The sequence below is a fragment of the Peteryoungia desertarenae genome, from assembly GCF_005860795.2.
Taxonomy (GTDB): Bacteria; Pseudomonadota; Alphaproteobacteria; order Rhizobiales; family Rhizobiaceae; genus Allorhizobium; species Allorhizobium desertarenae.
Genome location: NZ_CP058351.1, coordinates 553878 through 574342, shown reverse-complemented (window position 1 = coordinate 574342; position 20465 = coordinate 553878). Strand labels below are relative to the sequence as shown.

Genomic DNA, 20465 nt, shown 5'->3' with positions numbered 1-20465 from the left:
CCATGCCCGTTGTCGGCTTTCTCTTCTCGCGCAAGGAATGGTTCTATTTCGCCATTCTCTCGACGCTGCTTCTTCTCATTCTCCCCCTGGCCTTTGATATCTTCCGGCTGAACCTGATCGGCAAATATCTGACATACGCGTTCGTGGCGATCGGACTGGTCCTCCTCTGGGGCAATGGCGGAATCTTGAGCCTTGGCCAGGGGATCTTCTTTGGCCTTGGTGGCTACTGCATGGCCATGTTCCTCAAGCTTGAAGCATCGACGCCGGAAGCGACGAGCATTCAATCCACACCTGGAATCCCGGATTTCATGGACTGGAACCAGATCACGGCTCTGCCGTCCTGGTGGGAACCTTTCTATTCCTTCCCATTCACGATCCTCGCCATCATTCTGGTTCCCTCGATCTTTGCCTTCATCATCGGTACCGCCATGTTCAAGCGGCGCGTCGGGGGGGTCTATTTTGCCATCATCACCCAGGCGGTTGCGGCCATCCTGACGATCCTGATCATCGGACAACAGGGCTATACCGGTGGTGTCAACGGAATCACCGATCTCAGAACCCTGCTCGGTTGGGACATCCGTACCGACGAGGCCAAGCTGATCCTCTACTTCGTCAATGCCGTGCTTTTGATCGGGGTTCTCATTCTGGCCCAGGCGGTTCGCATCTCGAAATTCGGTCGGTTGCTGATCGCCATGCGTGACCGCGAGGATCGCGTCCGCTTCTCCGGTTATGACGTCGCCAATTTCAAGATTTTCATTTTCTGCCTGGCGGCTGCCATCTCTGCCATCGGTGGTGCCATGTTCACGCTCCAGGTCGGCTTCATGTCACCCTCCTTTGTCGGCATCGTACCCTCGATCGAGATGGTGATCTTTGCGGCCGTTGGCGGACGCCTGTCGCTGTTCGGGGCGATCTATGGCGCGCTGCTCGTCAATGCTGCCAAGACGACCTTTTCCGAGAGCTTCCCAGAACTCTGGCTGTTTGCCATGGGCGGTCTGTTCATCGCTGTTGTCATGGCCTTTCCCTATGGCCTTGCCGGTCTGGTCAAGGAGCATGTGGAACCCTTCTTTGCTCGCCTCTTTGCAAGCCTGCGCAAGCGGCGCCCTCTCGCACAGCCACAAGCGGCAGAATGAGGGAGGCGATCATGCAAGCCAGTGCTCAAACAGCCAACGACTTCATTCTCAGCATCGACGCACTTACGGTCTCATTCGACGGTTTCAAGGCAGTCAATGATCTCTCCCTTTACGTCGATGAGAACGAGATCCGTGTGATTATCGGCCCAAACGGGGCCGGCAAGACCACAGTGCTCGACCTCATCTGCGGACGCACAAAGGCGACATCCGGCTCCATAAGGTTCGATGGGCGCGAGCTCACCCGCATGCGCGAGCACGAGATCGTGCATGCGGGTGTCGGCCGCAAGTTTCAGAACCCGTCCATCTACGAGGACCTGACCGTCTTCGAGAACCTCGAACTCTCCTTTCCGCAGGGCCGGTCGGTCTTCGGCGCGCTCACATTCCGACGCGACCGCGAGGTGATCGAGCGGGTCGAGGAAGTGGCCGAGCTGATTTTCCTCAAGGATCATCTGAACACCGACGCGGCGATCCTCAGCCATGGACAGAAGCAGTGGCTCGAAATCGGCATGTTGCTCATCCAGAAGCCGCGGCTGCTGATGCTGGATGAGCCTGTCGCCGGCATGAGCGTTGCCGAGCGCATCAAGACGGCGGAACTCCTCAACACGATCACAAAGAACCAGTCGGTCATCGTCATCGAGCACGACATGAAATTCGTCGAGGACATCGCCCACCGTGTCACAGTGCTGCACCAGGGCAAGGTCCTGTCGGAAGGCAGCATGGAGCGGGTCAAGAACGACCCTAAGGTCATCGAAGTCTATCTGGGGCACTAGGAGAACGTCATGCTGTGTGTCGAAAAACTGAAGGTCAGCTACGGCCAGAGCGAAGTCATTCACGGCCTGTCCTTCGACGTCAAACCCGCCGAGATCGTCGCCATCATGGGCCGCAACGGAATGGGCAAGACGACACTGATGAAGTCCTTGATGGGAGTTGTCCCTTCTGCAGCCGGATCGATCCGGATCGGCGAGACCCCGGTCGAGCGGCTTGAAAGCTACGAACGCGTGGCCAAAGGCCTCGCTTATGTACCGCAGGGGCGGATGATCTTCTCAACGCTCACCGTCCAGGAGAACATCGAAACCGGGCTGTCCGTGACCGGCGAAAGGTCCGTACCCGGCCAGATCTACGAACTCTTTCCCGTATTGCTGGAGATGAAGGGGCGGCGCGGCGGCAATCTCTCCGGCGGTCAGCAGCAGCAACTGGCGATTGCCCGCGCACTGGCATCAAAGCCGAAGGTCCTGCTGCTCGACGAGCCGACCGAAGGCATCCAGCCATCGATCATCAAGGAGATGGCGCGAACGCTGTGCCGGATCCGCGACGAGATCGGCCTTTCCATCGTCGTCTCCGAACAGGTGTTGAGCTTTGCCCTCGACATGGCCGACCGGGTGCTGGTCATCGAAAAGGGCGAATTCGTCCATGAGGCCCCGCGCGCCGGCATCGACGAGGCGCGCGTCTCCAGCTTCCTCTCCGTCTGATCAAACGAAACCCAGCCGCTTCACATCCAAGGAAGGAGCAAGCCATGCCTGATACCCTGATCAAGGTCGATCTCAGCCAATCGCCCTACACCAACGAGAAGATCCACAACCGCTGGCACCCAGACATTCCAATGGCCTGCTGGGTAGAGCCGGGGGATGATTTCTTGGTCGAGACCTATGACTGGACCGGCGGCCAGATCAAGAATGACGACGATGCCGCCGATGTGCGCGATGTCGATCTCAGCCAGGTGCATTTCCTGTCCGGGCCGATTGGGGTCAAGGGGGCTCAACCGGGCGACCTGCTGGTCGTCGACATCCTCGATATCGGCGCCTTCGACAACTCTCTCTGGGGCTTCAACGGCTTCTTCTCCAAGAAGAATGGCGGCGGCTTCCTGACCGAGCATTTCCCCGAGGCACAGAAATCGATCTGGGACTTCCACGGCATGTTTACCTCCTCGCGCCATGTGCCAGGTGTCAAATATGCAGGCCTCATCCATCCAGGCCTGATCGGTTGCCTGCCGGATCACAAGATGCTCGACATGTGGAACAGCCGCGAGAAGGCACTGTTCGACACTGATCCGGCCCGCGTTCCCCCGCTCGCTGCCCTGCCGGATGGCGGAGATACCGCCCATATGGGCAGCCTAAAGGGCGAGGCGCGCGACAAGGCTGCCGCCGAAGGTGCGCGCACCGTGCCGCCGCGTGAACATGGCGGCAATTGCGACATCAAGGACCTGTCGCGCGGTTCCAAGATCTATTTCCCTGTTTATGTCGACGGTGCCGGTCTTTCGATGGGCGACCTGCATTTCAGCCAGGGCGACGGCGAGATCACCTTCTGCGGCGCGATCGAAATGGCCGGCTGGCTGCATATCAAGGTGTCGCTGATCAAGGACGGCATGGCCAAATACGGGATCAAGAACCCGATCTTCCGGCCGTCGCCGATCACGCCGAAATATGACGACTACCTGATCTTTGAAGGGATCTCCGTCGACGAGAGTGGCAAGCAGCATTATCTCGACGTCCACATCGCCTATCGCCAGGCCTGCCTGAACGCGATCGAATACATGACCAAGTTTGGCTACACCCGGGCGCAGGCCTATGCGATCCTCGGCACGGCCCCGGTCCAGGGGCATATCTCGGGCGTGGTCGATATTCCGAATGCCTGCGCCACGCTCTGGCTGCCGCTCGACATCTTCGAATTCGACATGAAGCCCGGCGCGGACGGGCCGAAGAAGTTCCTCGACGGCAAGATCGACGTGCCGCTTGCGCCCGACCTTTGAGGATGAGGGGAGGGCGCGGCTGGTCCGCGTCCTCCAGAAAGCAAAGCTGACCTTAGGGACAACAGACCATGCCGAATTACGATTACAACTGCCCTGATTGTGGCGGTTTCACTGAGAGCCGTCCAATGGCCATCTCGGCCGAACCCTGTGATTGTCCGCACTGTGGAACGGCATCCCCAAGGGCTTTCTTCTCGACGCCCTTCTTTGCCCTCATGGACAATGCAACCCGCACTGCGATCGGCACCAACGAAAAGGCTGCCCATGCGCCGAAGACGTCGAAGTCGCTAGGCCACGGCCCGGGCTGCGGTTGCTGCAGTGGCGTGTCCAAAAAATCCAAAACAGTGTTTCGCGCCGATGGTGCAAAGACATTTCCCTCGGCCAGACCCTGGATGATCAGCCATTGATCCGGACGGAAAGCGATCGCTGAAGTGGCGATCACGCTTCATCAGTCCACAATGTGCTGCCGGGAGGGTGGCTCTGGTCTCATCTTGAATTTCTGCATGCTCAACCATCCACCCATGAACCTGCGTTCCTTAAACATGGGGTAATCGCGGAGCGGTTCACTCCATGGCCATTTTCTCAGCAATGGCTAGCAGAGGTGGTTGCCCCCGATAAGATGGAAATACGGGCTCACGATTGGAACCGGGCCCACACATCGAATGGAGGCAACCATGAACCAGTATATTGGGCTTGATGTTTCATTGAAAGATACCGCAATCTCAATCCGACAAGGCGGTAGGCGGGTCTGGCGCGGGAAGTGCCCTTCGGATCCAAAACTTCTGGCGCAGATGATCCGTAAGCACGCCCCGCACCCAAAGCGCGTTGTATTCGAGACGGGGCCATTGTCGACGTGGTTCTATCATGCGCTGACAGCCGAAGGGCTTCCTGCGATCTGCATAGAAGCTCGACACGCGCAAAAGGTCCTGAACGAGACGCTCAACAAGACTGATGCCAATGATGCGGATGGTCTAGCTCAGTTGGCAGAAGCGAACTTTTACAAGGTCGTTCGGGTAAAGTCTTTCGACAGCATGCTGACGCGCACACTGGTGGCGGCGCGAAATCAACTTTTGGGAATCACAACTCAGCTCAGCAACCAAATCCGCGGCCTGATGAAGACGTTCGGTCTTATTGTCCCAAAGGGAACAGGTCGTGTATTTGATGGTAATGTGCGGAAACTGTTGGATGGAAATTACAGCCTGGCACAGATCCTACTGCCTCTGCTCGATGCGTGGCGCGACATACGCAAGCGCGCGGCCGATCTTGGTCATCAGTTGCTCGCAGCGGCGAGAGAGAGCGAGGCTACCAAGCTTTTGATGACGATCCCGGGCGTTGGTGCCGTCACGGCCGTGTCTTACGTTGCCGCGATCGAAAATCCAGAAAACTTCCGAACGTCACGCTCCGTTGGCGCTTGGCTTGGGCTGACAACACGGCGCTATCAGTCGGGCGAGGTTGACTATAACAGCCGTATCTCACGGCGAGGAGACAATCACCTGCGGGGACTTCTTTACGAAGCGGCAACCGTGCTCCTGACGAGAGCCACAACTTCGATCGAGTGCAGTCTGAGAGATTGGGGGCTCAAACTGCGTGAGCGGTTAGGCTTCAAGCGCGCTGCGGTCGCTGTCGCGAGAAAGCTCGCAGTCATCATGCACAGCATGCTCAAAACGGGGGAAGTATTTAATCCATCGGCTGGCGCTCCCGCATAAGCGAAGCCAGCCGACTCACCTCAGCGCGTCAAACCTGATTGAGACGCTGAGCGTCCCTGCTGTGGACGTGGGTTGGGTCATTCCGCCAGTTTGGCCGCAGCTCGAACGAGACTGCGCCTTAAACATAGGAAGATCCACCCTGCGAAGGCCCATTATGCGGCGACCAAGTGTTGACCGCGGAGACAACCCTGCTCCCGGCGCGGATAGCTTAGTAGCAAACAATGACGCAGAGGCCCGACTCGGTCATATAAATATCGCGTTGCATACCCTGCAACACGTGAGGTCGCCGGCTGATCAACGGCCTTGACTAATGACATGCAATTAGACAACCCTTCCCTAGCGCCTTTGCGGCCCCGTGACCGAGCCGCGCACGATCAGGTCCGGCATCAGCAGGATTTCCCGGGGCTCGACGGGACGGTCGGAGAGGGACTTGATCAAGAGCGACATGGCCTGGCGGCCGATCGCCGTGCGGGGCTGGCGGATGGTGGTCAGCGCCGGATTGACATAGGTGGCCTGGGGTACGTCGTCGAAACCGATGACGGAGAAGTCTTGCGGCAGGTCATAGCCGCGCGCGTTGAGGCCGTTGATCACGCCGACGGCGGTGGCGTCGTTGACGCACATGAAGGCGGTGGGCAGGGTGTCGCGCATGAAGAGCTGCTCGACGGCGAGGCGTCCGCTTTCGATCGTGCCTTCGCCTTCGAGGATAAAGCGGCTCCCCGGCGGGATGCGGGCGGCGTCAAGCGCGATGTCAAAACCCTGGCGGCGGCGCTGGTGGCCGAGCCTTGTCTTGCTGTCGCCGACAAAGGCGATGGAACGGTGGCCGGCAGAGAGCAGGTGCTCCGCAGCTTTCCGAGCACCCGCGACATCATCGACACCGACATAGGAGATCTTCGAGCCGAAGACAGGTTCGAAGACGGCGACGGACGGCGGCAGGCGCTGGCCGACCACCTGATGGCCGAAGGGCTCGTGGCCGGTGAAGAGCACCAGCCCAGTGGCCTGGCCCGAATTCAAGAATTTCAGATATTCCAGGCCGCGTTCGGGGTCGTTCTGGGTGTGGCCGATCAGGACGCCGAAGCCATGGGCACGCGCCTCGTTTTCCAGCCCGATCAGCGTCGAGGAGAAGTTGGGGTCGCCGATATCGGGGGCCAGGATCAGGATCATGTTCGACCGGCCCATGCGCAGCGAGCGCGCCATGGCATTGGTCGTATAGCCGGTGATGGCAATTGCCTGGTTTACCCGCTGGCGGGTGGATTGCGCCACCTTGTCCGGGGTGTGGATTGCTCGGCTCACCGTCGCGATCGACACTTCCGCGATGCGCGCCACGTCCTCGATCGTCGCTGGTGCTTGCTCCGGCACGCGGCCTTATCCCCTATCCGACTGGAATCGTTGCGACCTTACATTTCCTGCTGCGTCTGCGAAAGCGGAGATGGAACAAAATCTCTCGTGTGAATGGCGATGTAAACCTTTACATTGCTCATGTAAAGGTTTACACGGGGTGACATAAGCGGTTGAGGAGCCGCCGGGAGGGTAGCATGACATCGGTTGGTGGCGAGGCACGGATACCCGTGCTCGTGGCGGAGCGTATCTCCAAATCATTTGGCGACGTGCAGGTACTGTTCAGCGTGGATTTTGACGTGCTGCCGGGCGAAGTGCACGCGCTGATGGGCGAAAACGGCGCGGGCAAATCGACGCTGGTCAAGATCCTCTCGGGCTTCGAGCAGGCGACGGCGGGCCGCATCCTGCTCGACGGCGAGCCGGTGACGCTGCCGGCCAATGGCGCTGCCGAAGCGCTCGGCATCGTCTTGATCCACCAGGAATTCAATCTTGCCGACCATCTGACCGTTACCGAGAGCCTGTTTCTCGGTCGCGAGGTCACACGCTTCGGCATGCTCGACCGCAAGGTGATGCGCACCGAGGCGCGGCGGGTGCTGGATCAGCTGGGTTCCAGGATCGACGAGAATGCGCTGATCAGTTCGCTCGCCGTCGCCGACAAGCAGATGGTGGAGATCGCCAAGGCGATCAGCCGCAAGGCGCGCATCGTCTTCATGGACGAGCCGACGGCGGTGCTCTCGCGCGATGAAACGGAAGTGCTGTTCGATCAGGTGCGCAAGCTGCGGGCCGGCGGAACAAGTTTCGTCTTTGTTTCCCACAAGCTCGACGAAGTCATGGAGCTCACCGACCGGGTCACGGTTCTGCGCGACGGTCAGTGGGTCAAGACCGCACCGACATCGGCACTCGACAGCGAGGCGATTGCCCAGCTGATGGTCGGTCGCGAATTGTCGAGCCTCTATCCCAACAAGCACGAGCCCGATGTCGATGAAGAGATCGTGCTGTCGGTCAAAGATCTCACAACCGGCTTCGTCAGGAATGCCAGTTTCGATCTGAAGCGCGGCGAGGTGCTGGGCTTTTCCGGGCTGATCGGTTCTGGACGAACGGAGTTGATGGAGGCGGTGGCGGGGCTTCGTCCGCGCCTGTCCGGGGAGGTCTGGCTGAAAGGTGCCCTGCTGGACCAGCAGGATTTTCGCGAGGCGAACCGGCGCGGGCTCGCCTATATGACCAAGGATCGCAAGGGCAAGGGCTTGCTGCTCGGCGAAGGCATGACCGCGAACCTGACGCTGCAGTCGATGGACAATCACGTGCGTCACGGTTACCTCGATCCCGCAAGCGAGGCCAAGGCCATGGCGCGTGCCAGGCGGCGTTTCGACATCCGCGTGCGCGACGACAAGGTGCGGGTCGGGCGCATGTCCGGCGGCAACCAGCAGAAGCTCCTGCTCGCCAAGATCATGGAAGTCGAGCCCGACGTGATCATCATCGACGAGCCGACGCGCGGTATCGATGTCGGGACCAAGCAGCAGATCTATCACTTCATTGCAGCACTCGCCCGCGAGGGACGCTCGATCATCGTGATTTCCTCGGAAATGCCCGAGGTGATCGGGCTCTGCACGCGGGTGGCCGTGATGCGCGAGGGCCGGATGGTCGGTCTGCTCGAGGGCGACGAGATCAACGAACAGGTGATCATGCGCTACGCCGCCGGTTTGAGGCGGCAGATGGCGAGCTGATCCAGTGCAAAGCCTGGCGGCAAGACCTGGCTTGAAAACGAAGACTTTGGGGTGCGCGACCTTCAACAGCAGGCGCGCGGGAGGAGACGGACGACCATGACTGCCGAAATTGACAAAGCTGCCCCTGTCCATGGCCGCCGCATCTGGCGCGATATTGACCTGCGGGCGGTCGCACCGTTTGCGGCGCTGCTGATCCTTTTGATCGTCGGGGCGCTGGTGAACCCGAATTTCATCGGCCTCACGAACCTCGCCAATGTCGCGACCCGCTCCGCTTTCATTGCGATCATTGCCGTCGGGGCAACTTTCGTCATCTCCTCAGGCGATCTTGATCTCTCGGTCGGTTCGATGGTGGCCTTTGTCGCGAGCCTGATGATCCTGTTCATGAATTCCGGCGCGATTGCCGATCCCGGCCTGATGATTGCAGCCGCCATGGCGCTTGCCGTGATCATCGGTTCGCTCTGTGGTCTCGCCAATGGCCTGATCACCACCATCGGCAAGATCGAGCCCTTCATCGCGACGCTTGGCACGATGGGCATCTATCGCGGCCTGACCACCTGGCTTTCCCAGGGCGGCGCAATCACGCTGCGCGATCCGGTGCAGCAGGAGATCTACCGTCCGGTCTATTTCGGCTCGATTCTGGGTGTGCCCGTGCCGATTGTCGTCATTCTGGTGGTCACCGCCATTGCCGCAGTCATCCTCTATCGCACGCGCTATGGCCGCCATGTCGTGGCCGTCGGCTCGAACCGCGATGTCGCGCGCTATTCCGGCATCGCCGTCGACCGGGTGCGCACCATTGCCTTCGTCATCCAGGGGCTGTGCGTGGCGATTGCTGTGCTGCTCTACGTGCCGCGTCTCGGTTCGACTTCCGCGACCACGGGCATTCTTTGGGAGCTGCAGGCGATCACCGCCGTCGTCATCGGCGGCACGGCGCTGAAGGGCGGGGCAGGGCGCGTCTGGGGCACGATCTGCGGCGCCTTCATCCTCGAACTCGTCGGCAACATCATGCTCTTGTCGAACTTCATCTCCGAATATCTGATCGGCGCCATCCAGGGCACGATCATCATCATCGCGATGCTCGTCCAGCGGTCGCTGGCGCGCAAGGCGTGACGCGCGACCGGGCAGGAGGGTCGCCCGGTCCGTTCAAACTCGACCCTGGTTACTTTGGGAGGAAACCAATGCACAACAAACTATTGGGTATGGCTGTTGCCATGACCGCGCTCGTGTCGATCTTCGGCACGGCACAGGCTCAGGATAGCAAGACAATCGGCGTCTCCATCCCGGCTGCCACGCATGGCTGGACATCGGGCGTTATCTATCATGCCGAACGTATCGCAAAGCAGCTGATGGAGCGTCACCCGGGCCTCACCGTCGTCGTCAAGACCTCTGCCGATCCGTCCAGCCAGGCCAATGCCGTGCAGGATCTGGCGACCCAGGGCATCGATGCGCTCGTCATCCTGCCGACCGATCCCGATCCGCTGGTCAACGCCATCCGCCAGTTCAAGGACAGCGGCAAGTTCGTTGCCCTCGTCGACCGCGCGCCGTCGGTCAATGACAATACGGTGCGCGATCTCTATGTGGCCGGCAACAATCCGGCGCTCGGCGAAGTGGCCGGCAAATACATTGCGGAAAACAATCCGGACGCGGAAGTCGTCATCATCCGCGGCATGCCGATCCCGATCGACCAGCAGCGCCAGGACGGTTTCGACAAGGGCATTGAAGGCTCGAACGTCAAGGTTCTCGACCGCCAGTTCGGCAACTGGAACCGCGACGATGCCTTCAAGGTGATGCAGGACTATCTGACCAAATATCCGAAGATCGACGTGGTCTGGTGCCAGGATGACGACATGGCCGTTGGCGTGCTCCAGGCGATCGAACAGGCTGGCCGCACGGACATTCAGTACATCATTGGCGGTGCCGGTTCCAAGGACATGATCAAGAAGGTCATGGATGGCGACAAGATGGTTCCGGTCAATGTTCTCTATCCGCCGTCGATGGTGGGGACTGCCATGGAACTGACGGCTGCCGCGATCTATGACGCGGTTCCGGTCCACGGCACCTATACGCTCGACGCGACGCTGATCACGCCCGACAACGCTGAAAACTACTACTTCCCGGACTCACCCTTCTGATCCGGAAAAGCGAGCGATCGCAATCTGCCCGGGATTTTTCTGGGCAGATTTCTGTCTCCGGCATCATTGCCGTTGTGTCGAAATTCCATCTCCTGTAACCGTTACGGAAACGTTGCAGGAAGTCTCAGGGAGGAGAATTCATGAAGACGATCAAGGGTCCGGCGATCTTTCTCGGTCAGTTTGCGGGCGATGCCGCGCCGTTCAATTCGTGGGATGGAATTACCAAATGGGCGGCGGACAAGGGCTATGTCGGCGTGCAGGTTCCGACCTGGGCCGGCCAGCTGATGGACCTGAAAAAGGCGGCAGATTCCAAGGATTATTGCGACGAGCTTGCCGGTGTCGCTCGCCAGAACGGTGTCGAGATCACCGAGCTATCCACCCATTTGCAGGGTCAGCTGGTGGCCGTGCATCCGGCCTATGACGAGGCCTTCGACGGCTTTGCGGCACCGGAAGTGCGCGGGAATCCCAAGGCGCGCCAGGAATGGGCGGTGCAACAGGTCAAGTATGCGCTCAAGGCTTCCAAGCATCTCGGCATCAAGGCGCATGCCACCTTTTCCGGCGCGCTGGCCTGGCCCTATATCTATCCCTGGCCGCAGCGTCCGGCCGGCCTGATAGAGACCGCTTTCGACGAACTGGCGCGCCGCTGGCTGCCGATCCTCGATTATGCCGAGGAGCAGGGTGTCGACGTCGCTTACGAGATCCATCCGGGCGAGGACCTGCATGATGGCGTCACCTTCGAGATGTTCCTCGAGCGGGTGAAGAACCATTCCCGCGCCAACATGCTCTATGACCCCTCGCATTACGTGCTGCAATGCCTCGACTATCTCGACCACATCGACATCTACAAGGAGCGGATCAAGATGTTCCACGTCAAGGACGCGGAGTTCAATCCGACAGGCCGGCAGGGCGTCTATGGCGGCTACCAGGGCTGGGTACAGCGGGCCGGCCGCTTCCGCTCGCTCGGCGACGGCCAGGTCGATTTCGGCGCGATTTTCTCGAAGATGGCCGCGAATGATTTCGATGGCTGGGCCGTTGTCGAATGGGAATGCGCGCTGAAGCATCCGGAAGACGGCGCGCGTGAAGGCGCAGACTTCGTCCGGGCGCATATCATCCGCGTGACCGAAAAGGCGTTTGACGACTTCGCATCCGGCGGGACCGACGATGCGGCGAACCGCCGGATGCTGGGCCTCTAAGACTAAACGGCCTTGAGGGCGGCGATATCGCCACTCTCGAGGTGAGGCAGGGCGCGCTCGATCCTGTCGAGCGACCAGTCCCACCAGGCAAGCGTCAGGAGATCCCCGATTTCAGCATCCGTGAAGCGTTTGCGGATCAGGGTTGCGGGATTGCCTCCAACCATGGCGTAGGGCGGTATATCGCGGGTGACCACGGCGCGTGCGGCGACGATGGCCCCCGGGCCGATCGTAACCCCCGGCATGATCGTGGCACCATGGCCGATCCAGACGTCGTGGCCGATCACGGTGTCCCGGTAGGGCAGATCCCGGTAGCCGTCGATGGTCTGAGGGCTGAAGACACGGAAGGGATAGGTCGTCACGCCGGACATGGCATGATTGGCCGAGCTGGTGATGACGATTGCCTCGCGGGCAATCTGCACGAAGCGGCCGATCACCAGACGCTCCTGGCTGAAGGGATAGAGATAGGGCGCAAGAATCGTCGCCGTTTCTTCCGTTCTGCCGGAATGGGTGAAGTAGCTGTAGTCGCCTATCTCCATGCGCGGATGGTCGATGACGGCAGCAAGCTGGACGGTCTCGCGATAGGGCGTGCCGTCGGCAAGTGTGATGGGATAGGGTTGTCTCCGGTCGAGAAAAGGCATGGTCGAGATCCTTGCAAAAGCAGGCTTCAAGCGTCGCGTTGATCGCTGACGCCGGTTTGAAATGCTTTGCCTCAGACGAGGCGGATCTCAGATGTTCACTGTCAGGGCATCCTTCTTTACGGATGTCAGTTTAACGGATCTGGAGAGCGAACTCCAGACACAGCATTTCAAGGAGGAAGCATATGGCGATCGAAGCGAGCAAGTCGGGCGAGCGGACCCCGAAGATCCGTCTGGGCATGGTTGGCGGCGGGGCCGGCGCCTTCATCGGTGCGGTGCATCGCATGGCCGCGCGGCTTGATGACCAGTATGATCTTGTCGCCGGTGCGCTGTCCTCGACGCCGGAAAAGTCGGTGGCCTCGGGCCGCGAACTCGGGCTCGACCCGGAGCGTTGCTACGGCTCCTATGAGGAGATGGCTAAGAAGGAAGCGGCGCGTCCCGATGGCATCGAGGCGGTGTCGATCGTGACGCCGAACCATGTGCATTTCCCGGCGGCCAAGGCCTTTCTGGAGCGTGGCATTCACGTCATCTGCGACAAACCGCTGACCTCCAATCTCGAAGATGCCAGGGCGCTGAAGGCGGTTGCCGACAAGGCGAAGGCGCTCTTCATTCTGACCCACAATTACACCGGCTATCCGATGGTGCGGCATGCGCGCGAACTGGTGCGCTCCGGCGAGCTTGGCGATATCAGGCTGGTGCAGATGGAATATCCGCAGGATTGGCTGGCCGAGCCGATCGAGCAGACCGGCCAGAAGCAGGCTCAATGGCGCACCGACCCGAAGCAGTCGGGGGCGGGTGGCTCGACCGGCGATATCGGCACGCATGCCTATAATCTCGGCTCCTTCATCTCGGGTCTCGAACTCGATGAACTGGCCGCCGACGTGCACACCTTCGTCGAGGGCCGCCGGCTTGATGACAATGCCCATGTCATGCTGCGCTTCAAAGGTGGCGCCAAGGGATTGCTCTGGTGCAGCCAGGTGGCGACCGGCAACGAGAATGGCTTGAAGGTTCGCATCTATGGCACCAGGGCCGGCATCGAATGGACGCAGGCCGATCCGAACTATCTCTGGTTCACCCGCCTCGGCGAGCCGAAACAGCTGATCACCCGCGGCGGGGCAGGCGCCAATGCGGCAGCAGCCCGCGTCACCCGCATCCCCTCCGGTCATCCGGAAGGCTATCTCGAAGCCTTTGCGACGATCTACACGGAAGCGGCGGCGGCCATCAATGCGGCCAAGGCCGGAACTGCGGTCGATGCGGCGGTGGTCTATCCGACAGTCGATGATGGCGTGAAGGGCGTGGCTTTCGTCGAGGCCTGCATTGCCTCGTCGAAGCAGAATGGCGGCTGGGTGAAGTTGTGCTGACTATTGCCCGGGCCTTGAGTCAGGAAATTGCTGCACTGCACAACATATAATAGTACTTTATCTGTTTACAGGCCCCCATCTTTTCAGTATCGATAGTGAAGGCATCGTGGAGGCGATGCCTTCATCAAGGGAGGACATCATGACATTTCTTCGCAGGCTCGCGCTTGGCGCGAGCGTGATTGCACTCGCCTGCACTTCTGCCTATGCCGCCGATCTGACGGTTGGCTTTTCGCAGATCGGTTCTGAATCCGGCTGGCGGGCCGCCGAAACATCGGTCACCAAACAGGAAGCTGAAAAACGTGGCATCGACCTGAAATTTGCCGATGCCCAGCAGAAGCAGGAAAACCAGATCAAGGCTCTTCGCGGTTTCATTGCCCAGGGCGTCGACGCCATACTCGTCGCTCCGGTGGTCGCGACCGGTTGGGACGACGTCCTGGCTGAAGCGAAAGAGGCCGAGATCCCGGTCATCCTTCTCGACCGCGGGGTCGACGCGCCGCAAGATCTTTATCTGACCTCTGTCGCTTCTGATCAGGTCAAGGAAGGCCGCGTTGCCGGCCAGTGGCTGGTCGATACGGTTGGTGACAAGCCCTGCAAGGTTGTCGAACTACAGGGCACGGTTGGCTCGACGCCCGCGATCAATCGCAAGAAGGGCTTTGAGGAGGCCATTGCAGATCACGCCAACATCACGATCATCCGCAGCCAGACCGGTGATTTCACCCGCGCCAAGGGCAAGGAAGTGATGGAAGGTTTTCTCAAGGCGGAAAATGGCGGCAAGGATATCTGCGCCATGTATGCGCATAATGATGACATGGCTGTCGGCGCAATACAGGCGATCAAGGATGCGGGCCTGAAGCCAGGCTCCGACATTCTGGTCGTGTCGATCGATGCCGTGCCTGACATTTTCGCTGCCATGGTCGCCGGCGAAGCAAACGCAACCGTCGAACTGACCCCCAATATGGCAGGTCCGGCATTTGATGCGCTCGAGGCCTATCTCAAGGACGGCACGCAACCGGAGAAGTTCATCATTACCGAGTCCAAGCTTTACACACCCGCTGACAATCCGCAGGGTGAGTATGACAGCCGCAAGGGGCTCGGCTATTGAGCCAGCTTTCCGGGTGCGACCCCGCCATTTACTGGTGGCGGGGTCGCATTCCTTGGCCGTACCGGTCTGGTGGCCAGGGCGGATTCTAGGCGAGGGGGAGGCAAGATGCTCGAGCAGAACTCAATCGTGCTGGCCGCTGCGGGCATCACGAAGATATTCGGAAATCATACTGCACTGGATGGTGTCGATATTGCCTTCCATCGCGGCGAAGTCCACGCCCTGCTTGGAGAAAACGGAGCCGGAAAATCGACGCTGATCAAAATCCTGACAGGCGCCTACAGCCCTGACGGTGGCACGATCCTCGTCGACGGCAATCGGCAAGGCTTTGCGACCCCTCAACAGGCACAGGCTGCCGGAATCGGCACCGTCTACCAGGAAGTCAATCTTCTGCCCAACATGACCGTCATGGACAACCTGTTCATCGGGCGGCAGCCGAGAAACCGTCTTGGTCTTGTCGACAGGAAGCGCATGGAGCGCGAGGCAGAAGACATCCTGTCCAGCTACGGTCTTGCAATCGATCCGAGAGCCGAACTGTCGACATTTTCCGTGGCCGTTCAGCAGATCATTGCGATTGCGCGCGCTGTCGAGCTTTCCGGCAAGGTGCTCATCCTCGACGAGCCCACAGCCAGTCTCGATCGCTCGGAGGTCGACAAACTGTTCGAGATCATTCGAAGGCTTCGTGAACGTGGCCTTGCCATCGTTTTCATCACCCATTTTCTGGATCAGGTTTTCGAGCTTTGCGACAGGGTTACGGTGCTTCGCAATGGCTTGCTTGTGGGCACACAGACCATCGCATCCGTCGACCGGACATCTCTGGTGCGCATGATGCTGGGAAAGGATCTGGCCTTCCACCATCCTGACATTCTTGCGGATGAGAGTGAGCCGGGCGACACATTGATGGAGTTTGCCGGCTTCGGTCTTGAAAACAGCGTCAAACCCTTCAATCTCAAGATCCATCGTGGGGAAGTCGTCGGTGTAGCGGGCCTGCTTGGTTCCGGACGTACCGAGATGGCACGCTTGATGTTTGGCATCGATCAGGCGGACAGCGGTTCGCTCAAAATCGATGGTCAAACCAGGACGGTTCGCAATCCGCGTGATGCCGTGAGCCTGGGCTTCGGCTTCTGTCCGGAAGACCGCAAGGTTGACGGCATCTTCGGCGATCTGTCGGTGCGCGAGAACATCGTCATAGCCATGCAGGCGAGACTTGGATGGTTCCGGACATTGAACCGCGACGAACAGCTTGAGATCGCCGGAAGTTTTGTCGAGGCGCTCGATATCCGGACGGCATCGATCGAGCTTCCGGTCAAGCTCTTGTCGGGTGGAAATCAGCAAAAGGTCATCCTGGCGAGGTGGCTTGCAACGGATCCGCGTTTTCTGATTCTCGATGAGCCGACGCGAGGTATCGATGTTGGTGCCCATGCCGAAATCGTCAGAATGATCAGCCGCCTGAGGGAAGATGGCCTCTCGCTCGTCGTCATCTCATCGGAACTGGACGAGATCGTCAGCTACTCGTCTCGGGTGATCGTCATGCGCGACAGGGAAATGGTTGCAGAGCTGCATGGTGCCGACATAGCGCCGGGCGTCATCGTCCAGACCATTGCCGCCCAGCAGCCAGAGGTGGTCGCATGAAAAAACCGGTCATCTCGCGTCTTCTTTCTCCCCAATTGCTGGCGCTGGTCGGGGTTCTGTTTTTCAACTGGCTGGTTTTCCCGGGCTTCTTCAACATCACCTGGCAGGATGGGCGCCTGTTCGGCAGCCTGATCGACGTGATCAATCGTGGTGCGCCGGTTGCCATCCTTGCAATCGGCATGACCGCAATCATTGCCACGCGGGGTGTCGACCTGTCCGTCGGCGCCGTCATGGCGGTCGCCGGGGCTGTCGCTGCGACCTGTGCCGTGGATGGCCAACCCCTTGTTGTCACATTGGGGCTGGCGCTTTCCGTCGGACTTGCCTTCGGTATCTGGAATGGCTTCCTCGTGGCCTATCTGGGGATACAGCCCTTCGTCGCGACGCTGGTCCTTATGGTTGCAGGCCGCGGAATAGCCCAGTTGATCACAGAGGGTTCCATCGTCACGTTTTCCGATCAGGCGCTCATTTTCGTCGGAACCGGATCCGTTCTTGGTCTTCCGATGCCGGCAGTCATCGCGATCCTTCTGATGCTATCGGCCCACCTGATCATGCGCCGAACGGCGATCGGCCTCTTCATTGAAGCCGTCGGCACAAATCTTTCGGCCGCCGGATATGCCGGTCTTCGCAGCAGGCTTGTCGTGCTGAGTGCCTATGCCTTTGGTGGCTTTTGCGCTGCCACCGCCGGCATCATCGCGGCGGCAGACATTCGAGGCGCCGACGCCAACAATGCCGGCCTCTGGCTGGAACTGGATGCGATCCTTGCCGTGGTCATTGGTGGCACCTCGCTGATGGGTGGGCGCTTCTCCATTCCGATGTCGGTCATCGGTGCGATGATCATTCAGGCGATGAACACAGGCGTTCTTGTTTCGGGCTTTCCGCCCGAATTCAATCTGATCGTCAAAGCCTGCATGATCATCATCATTCTCGTGCTGCAATCCGACCGCCTGGTCTTTGGCATCAAGAGACGGCTTCAGCTGAGGAAGCAGCCGCCAGCTGCGGCAACTCATCGGGATGGCAAGGCCACCACCGGGCAAGAGACTATGGGGCAGAGACCATGAATCCGCGTTACCGACCTTTGGCAGCCACCACCTTCATCTTCATCGTGGCCTATGCCGTCTGCGTCTTTCAATTTCCAGCCATGTGGTCGACCCGCGTCTTGGGCAATCTGCTGACCGACAATGCCTTTCTCGGCATCGCTGCCGTTGGCGCAACCTTTGTCATCATTTCCGGTGGAATCGATCTGTCTGTCGGTGCCGTCATTGGTCTGACAGGTGTGATCACAGCCATCCTGATCACCTGGATCGGCATGCATCCGCTTGCCGTCTTCGCCATCGTCCTTGCACTCGCAGCGGTTTTCGGCGCCACCATGGGCGTGGTCATCCACTTCCTGCGGGTTCCGCCCTTTATCGTGACACTAGCCGGCATGTTCCTGGCACGCGGCCTTGCATCCGTCCTCAGCCAGGATTCCATTCCGATCGATCATGACTTCTACCGCACGATTTCGGCCCTCTACATCAGATTGCCCGGTGGCGGTCGCCTGAGTGCGATCGGTCTCCTGATGGTTGCAACCTTCATCGTCTTCGGGCTTGTGGCGCACAAGACGCGGTTCGGTTCCTATGTCTATGCGATTGGTGGAAACGCCAATTCGGCTGCTCTTATGGGCGTGCCAACCGGACCGGTCACGATCGGTATCTATGCCTTGTCGTCTTTCCTCGGCGGCATGGCGGGTATCGTCTATTCCCTTTACACGTCCGCTGGCTATCCGCTTGCGGCAATCGGCATTGAACTTGACTCAATTGCGGCCGTGGTGATAGGCGGAACACTGTTGACAGGAGGCTATGGGTTTGTCTTCGGAACCCTGATTGGCGTTATGCTGCAAGGGCTTGTCCAGACCTATATTGTCTTCGACGGTACCCTGTCCAGCTGGTGGACGAAGATCGCGATAGGTTTCCTCTTGTTTATGTTCATCTTGCTGCAACGGCTTGTCTTCACGGCGCAGAATGGCTCGCGGCGAAGTTCGAAGGCCTCCATATGAGCGAACCAGGGAGCCTGCTTCGCTCCCTTTTCGGGCGATCGGCAGCGCGCAACTTCCACTCCCACGTGATAAACCAGATCGGCGTGGATGTGATTTCGGGGCGCTATCCGGTCGGGTCCACACTGCCCAATGATGCCGAACTCATGGCCGAGTTCGACGTGTCGCGCACCGTCTTGCGGGAGGCACTCAAGACGCTTGAGGCCAAGGGTCTTCTTGAAGCAAGGCCAAAAGTCGGAACAAAGGTCTCCAGGAGGAGCCGATGGGGTCTCTATGATCCCATGGTCCTGGGCTGGCATCTTGAAGCTGCTCCGGATCCAGACTTCATCAATGGTCTCTTCGAGGTGCGGTATTCCCTTGAACCGCAGGCGGCGGCGGAGATGGCCAGACGCCGGACAGCCGATCAAACCCGTCTGATGTATTATTGGATCAGGCAGATGGAAACGTCTCTTGATCAGCTGCAAAACTTTGCCCTGGCGGATTTCGAACTGCACCGCATCATTGTGGATGCCGCAAGAAACCCTTTCATCCGGGCCTTGAGCGGCGCCATCGAGCTTTCTCACGCGCTTGCCTACCGATCGCTAGGCGAGGCCGTCGACCCCGAAGCCCTTGTCAAGACTTTCGAGTGTCATCGGACCCTGGCAAGTGCCATTGAACAAGGCGATGAAGTTGCCGCTCGAGAGGCCATGAATGCTGCCATAGAGCACGACAGGGGGCGGTTGACGTGAGGGGTCGGAATTGACTTCTTGATTGGTCCATAACTGAACCTGGTGCCGCAAACAGAGCCGTTTTGTTTCATATCCGCTTCGGCCTGTGGTGGAAAAGGCTCCAGTTTGGCGTCCTGCCGCTTCGGGCGGCTGGCCTGCTGCATGGCTGTTCCGGACCATGAGCGCGGGATACCCGGCATGCAGCAGCGTGAGGTCGAGCAGGGCGCTTGCTTGCGAATCTGGACGGATAGCCGAGTCCGCCCGGAACCTGCCATCGGATCATTGCCATCGATGAAGCAGGTGCGACGCGGTTGGTCCCTTTGCAGGTTCCGGATCGCCGACATGAATCCGATGCACTATTTACGGTCACTTCAGTCGTGCACGGTTTGGTGGTCTTTATACGCAATATCAAGGACTATGAGGGTTAGTTGCAGCCTGGCGCGATGTATGGCCAAAGAACTCTTGTGGTTTTCCAACCTTGCGGCTGAACAGAGATCGGGGGACAATGGAGATCCGACATATGCCCAAAGGGTCAGACCTGCCTTCCTTGTGAGAGGCCAGTTGTTGCGTTGCCGGGTGATTGATCCGTTGAACGGAGCGGGCAATTTCGTGCGAGGAATTCGGCTATCGTGTCTCTCTGTTCGACCAATGGAAACGGATGACAAGTTATCGGCGCGTTCTAAGCCCGGAATGCAGACCAAATGTTCATTGCGATACTGAAACGCGGCGCGACCCTCAACGGCAGTCGGATTGCTGTTTCGCAGACCGAAATCGCCGATTCTGCCATCCTTGGCAAAGGCTTCAGTTTCAAGTCTGACCCTGAGCGGCATCACGCCGCCTTAAGGCGCCTGATGGACAAGAGGGGTCTGTCTCCATAGCTTCGTTGGTTGCAGAATTCCGGCGCTCGCCTCTTGCGCCGCCTGCCGAACGGACGCTTTCCGGGAGGACTGATGCAGCCTTGGGATGTGGCCGCCGGACTGATCTTGGTCAGCGATGCTGGCGGCTTGTTCTCCGGCGAGCTTGAGGGCGACGGATAGGA

The 20465-nt window shown here is 59.6% G+C and carries 18 protein-coding genes; 16 read left to right on the top strand and 2 right to left on the bottom strand.

Annotated elements, in window-relative coordinates; translation table 11 throughout:
- The first annotated feature begins 2 nt into the window (after window positions 1-2).
- The 6 genes from urtC to FE840_RS19990 all read left to right on the top strand — a co-directional run bounded on the left by urtC (window position 3) and on the right by FE840_RS19990 (window position 5579).
- Window positions 3-1130 carry an urea ABC transporter permease subunit UrtC gene (gene urtC / locus FE840_RS20015; RefSeq protein WP_138287680.1) on the top strand — a complete coding sequence of 376 codons (1128 nt, stop codon included), beginning with the start codon at window positions 3-5 and terminating at the stop codon, window positions 1128-1130.
- Window positions 1131-1141: 11 nt separating this feature from the next.
- Complete coding sequence (gene urtD / locus FE840_RS20010) at window positions 1142-1900, top strand: urea ABC transporter ATP-binding protein UrtD (protein WP_246318956.1); 759 nt, start codon at window positions 1142-1144, stop codon at window positions 1898-1900.
- A 9-nt stretch (window positions 1901-1909) separates the two neighbouring features.
- Entirely contained in the window at window positions 1910-2599 is a 690-nt protein-coding gene (gene urtE, locus FE840_RS20005) for an urea ABC transporter ATP-binding subunit UrtE (protein WP_138287682.1), read from the top strand.
- Window positions 2600-2643: 44 nt separating this feature from the next.
- Window positions 2644-3876 carry a formamidase gene (gene fmdA / locus FE840_RS20000; protein WP_138287683.1) on the top strand — a complete coding sequence of 411 codons (1233 nt, stop codon included), beginning with the start codon at window positions 2644-2646 and terminating at the stop codon, window positions 3874-3876.
- A gap of 68 nt (window positions 3877-3944) precedes the next feature.
- Window positions 3945-4280 (top strand): FmdB family zinc ribbon protein, encoded by a 336-nt coding sequence (locus FE840_RS19995; RefSeq protein ID WP_138287684.1) that lies wholly within the window; start codon window positions 3945-3947, stop codon window positions 4278-4280.
- A gap of 267 nt (window positions 4281-4547) precedes the next feature.
- Window positions 4548-5579 (top strand): IS110 family RNA-guided transposase, encoded by a 1032-nt coding sequence (locus tag FE840_RS19990; RefSeq protein WP_138287685.1) that lies wholly within the window; start codon window positions 4548-4550, stop codon window positions 5577-5579.
- Between the two features lie 336 nt (window positions 5580-5915).
- Here FE840_RS19990 and FE840_RS19985 read toward each other — a convergent pair whose 3' ends face one another.
- The gene (locus FE840_RS19985; RefSeq protein WP_138287686.1) at window positions 5916-6935 is read right to left on the bottom strand and encodes a LacI family DNA-binding transcriptional regulator; all 1020 of its coding nucleotides are present in this window, start codon (window positions 6933-6935) and stop codon (window positions 5916-5918) included.
- Between the two features lie 176 nt (window positions 6936-7111).
- Here FE840_RS19985 and FE840_RS19980 point away from each other — a divergent pair, with 176 nt between their 5' ends.
- The 4 genes from FE840_RS19980 (at window position 7112) to FE840_RS19965 (ending at window position 11960) form a co-directional block, all read left to right on the top strand.
- The gene (locus tag FE840_RS19980; protein ID WP_138287687.1) at window positions 7112-8638 is read left to right on the top strand and encodes a sugar ABC transporter ATP-binding protein; all 1527 of its coding nucleotides are present in this window, start codon (window positions 7112-7114) and stop codon (window positions 8636-8638) included.
- Window positions 8639-8734: 96 nt separating this feature from the next.
- On the top strand, window positions 8735-9745 hold the full coding sequence (locus FE840_RS19975) for an ABC transporter permease (RefSeq protein WP_138287688.1): 1011 nt from the start codon (window positions 8735-8737) through the stop codon (window positions 9743-9745).
- A 68-nt stretch (window positions 9746-9813) separates the two neighbouring features.
- Window positions 9814-10767 (top strand): substrate-binding domain-containing protein, encoded by a 954-nt coding sequence (locus tag FE840_RS19970; RefSeq protein WP_138287689.1) that lies wholly within the window; start codon window positions 9814-9816, stop codon window positions 10765-10767.
- A gap of 140 nt (window positions 10768-10907) precedes the next feature.
- Window positions 10908-11960 carry a sugar phosphate isomerase/epimerase family protein gene (locus tag FE840_RS19965; protein WP_138287690.1) on the top strand — a complete coding sequence of 351 codons (1053 nt, stop codon included), beginning with the start codon at window positions 10908-10910 and terminating at the stop codon, window positions 11958-11960.
- Window positions 11961-11962: 2 nt separating this feature from the next.
- Here FE840_RS19965 and FE840_RS19960 read toward each other — a convergent pair whose 3' ends face one another.
- The gene (locus FE840_RS19960; protein WP_138287691.1) at window positions 11963-12598 is read right to left on the bottom strand and encodes a CatB-related O-acetyltransferase; all 636 of its coding nucleotides are present in this window, start codon (window positions 12596-12598) and stop codon (window positions 11963-11965) included.
- A 182-nt stretch (window positions 12599-12780) separates the two neighbouring features.
- Between FE840_RS19960 and FE840_RS19955 the strand changes: the two genes are divergently transcribed.
- The 6 genes from FE840_RS19955 (at window position 12781) to FE840_RS19930 (ending at window position 19447) form a co-directional block, all read left to right on the top strand.
- Window positions 12781-13956: a Gfo/Idh/MocA family protein gene (locus FE840_RS19955; protein WP_138287692.1), complete on the top strand. Its 1176-nt coding sequence runs from the start codon at window positions 12781-12783 to the stop codon at window positions 13954-13956.
- Between the two features lie 139 nt (window positions 13957-14095).
- On the top strand, window positions 14096-15058 hold the full coding sequence (gene ytfQ / locus FE840_RS19950) for a galactofuranose ABC transporter, galactofuranose-binding protein YtfQ (RefSeq protein ID WP_138287693.1): 963 nt from the start codon (window positions 14096-14098) through the stop codon (window positions 15056-15058).
- A 105-nt stretch (window positions 15059-15163) separates the two neighbouring features.
- Entirely contained in the window at window positions 15164-16687 is a 1524-nt protein-coding gene (locus tag FE840_RS19945) for a sugar ABC transporter ATP-binding protein (protein ID WP_138287694.1), read from the top strand.
- Window positions 16684-17745: an ABC transporter permease gene (locus FE840_RS19940; protein WP_138287695.1), complete on the top strand. Its 1062-nt coding sequence runs from the start codon at window positions 16684-16686 to the stop codon at window positions 17743-17745. Before FE840_RS19945 ends, FE840_RS19940 begins: the two co-directional genes overlap by 4 nt.
- Window positions 17742-18722, top strand: a complete 981-nt coding sequence (gene yjfF / locus FE840_RS19935) for a galactofuranose ABC transporter, permease protein YjfF (RefSeq protein ID WP_138287696.1) — start codon at window positions 17742-17744, stop codon at window positions 18720-18722. The genes FE840_RS19940 and yjfF overlap by 4 nt, the downstream gene beginning before the upstream one ends.
- On the top strand, window positions 18719-19447 hold the full coding sequence (locus FE840_RS19930; RefSeq protein ID WP_138287697.1) for a FadR/GntR family transcriptional regulator: 729 nt from the start codon (window positions 18719-18721) through the stop codon (window positions 19445-19447). Before yjfF ends, FE840_RS19930 begins: the two co-directional genes overlap by 4 nt.
- The last annotated feature ends 1018 nt before the right edge of the window (window positions 19448-20465 follow it).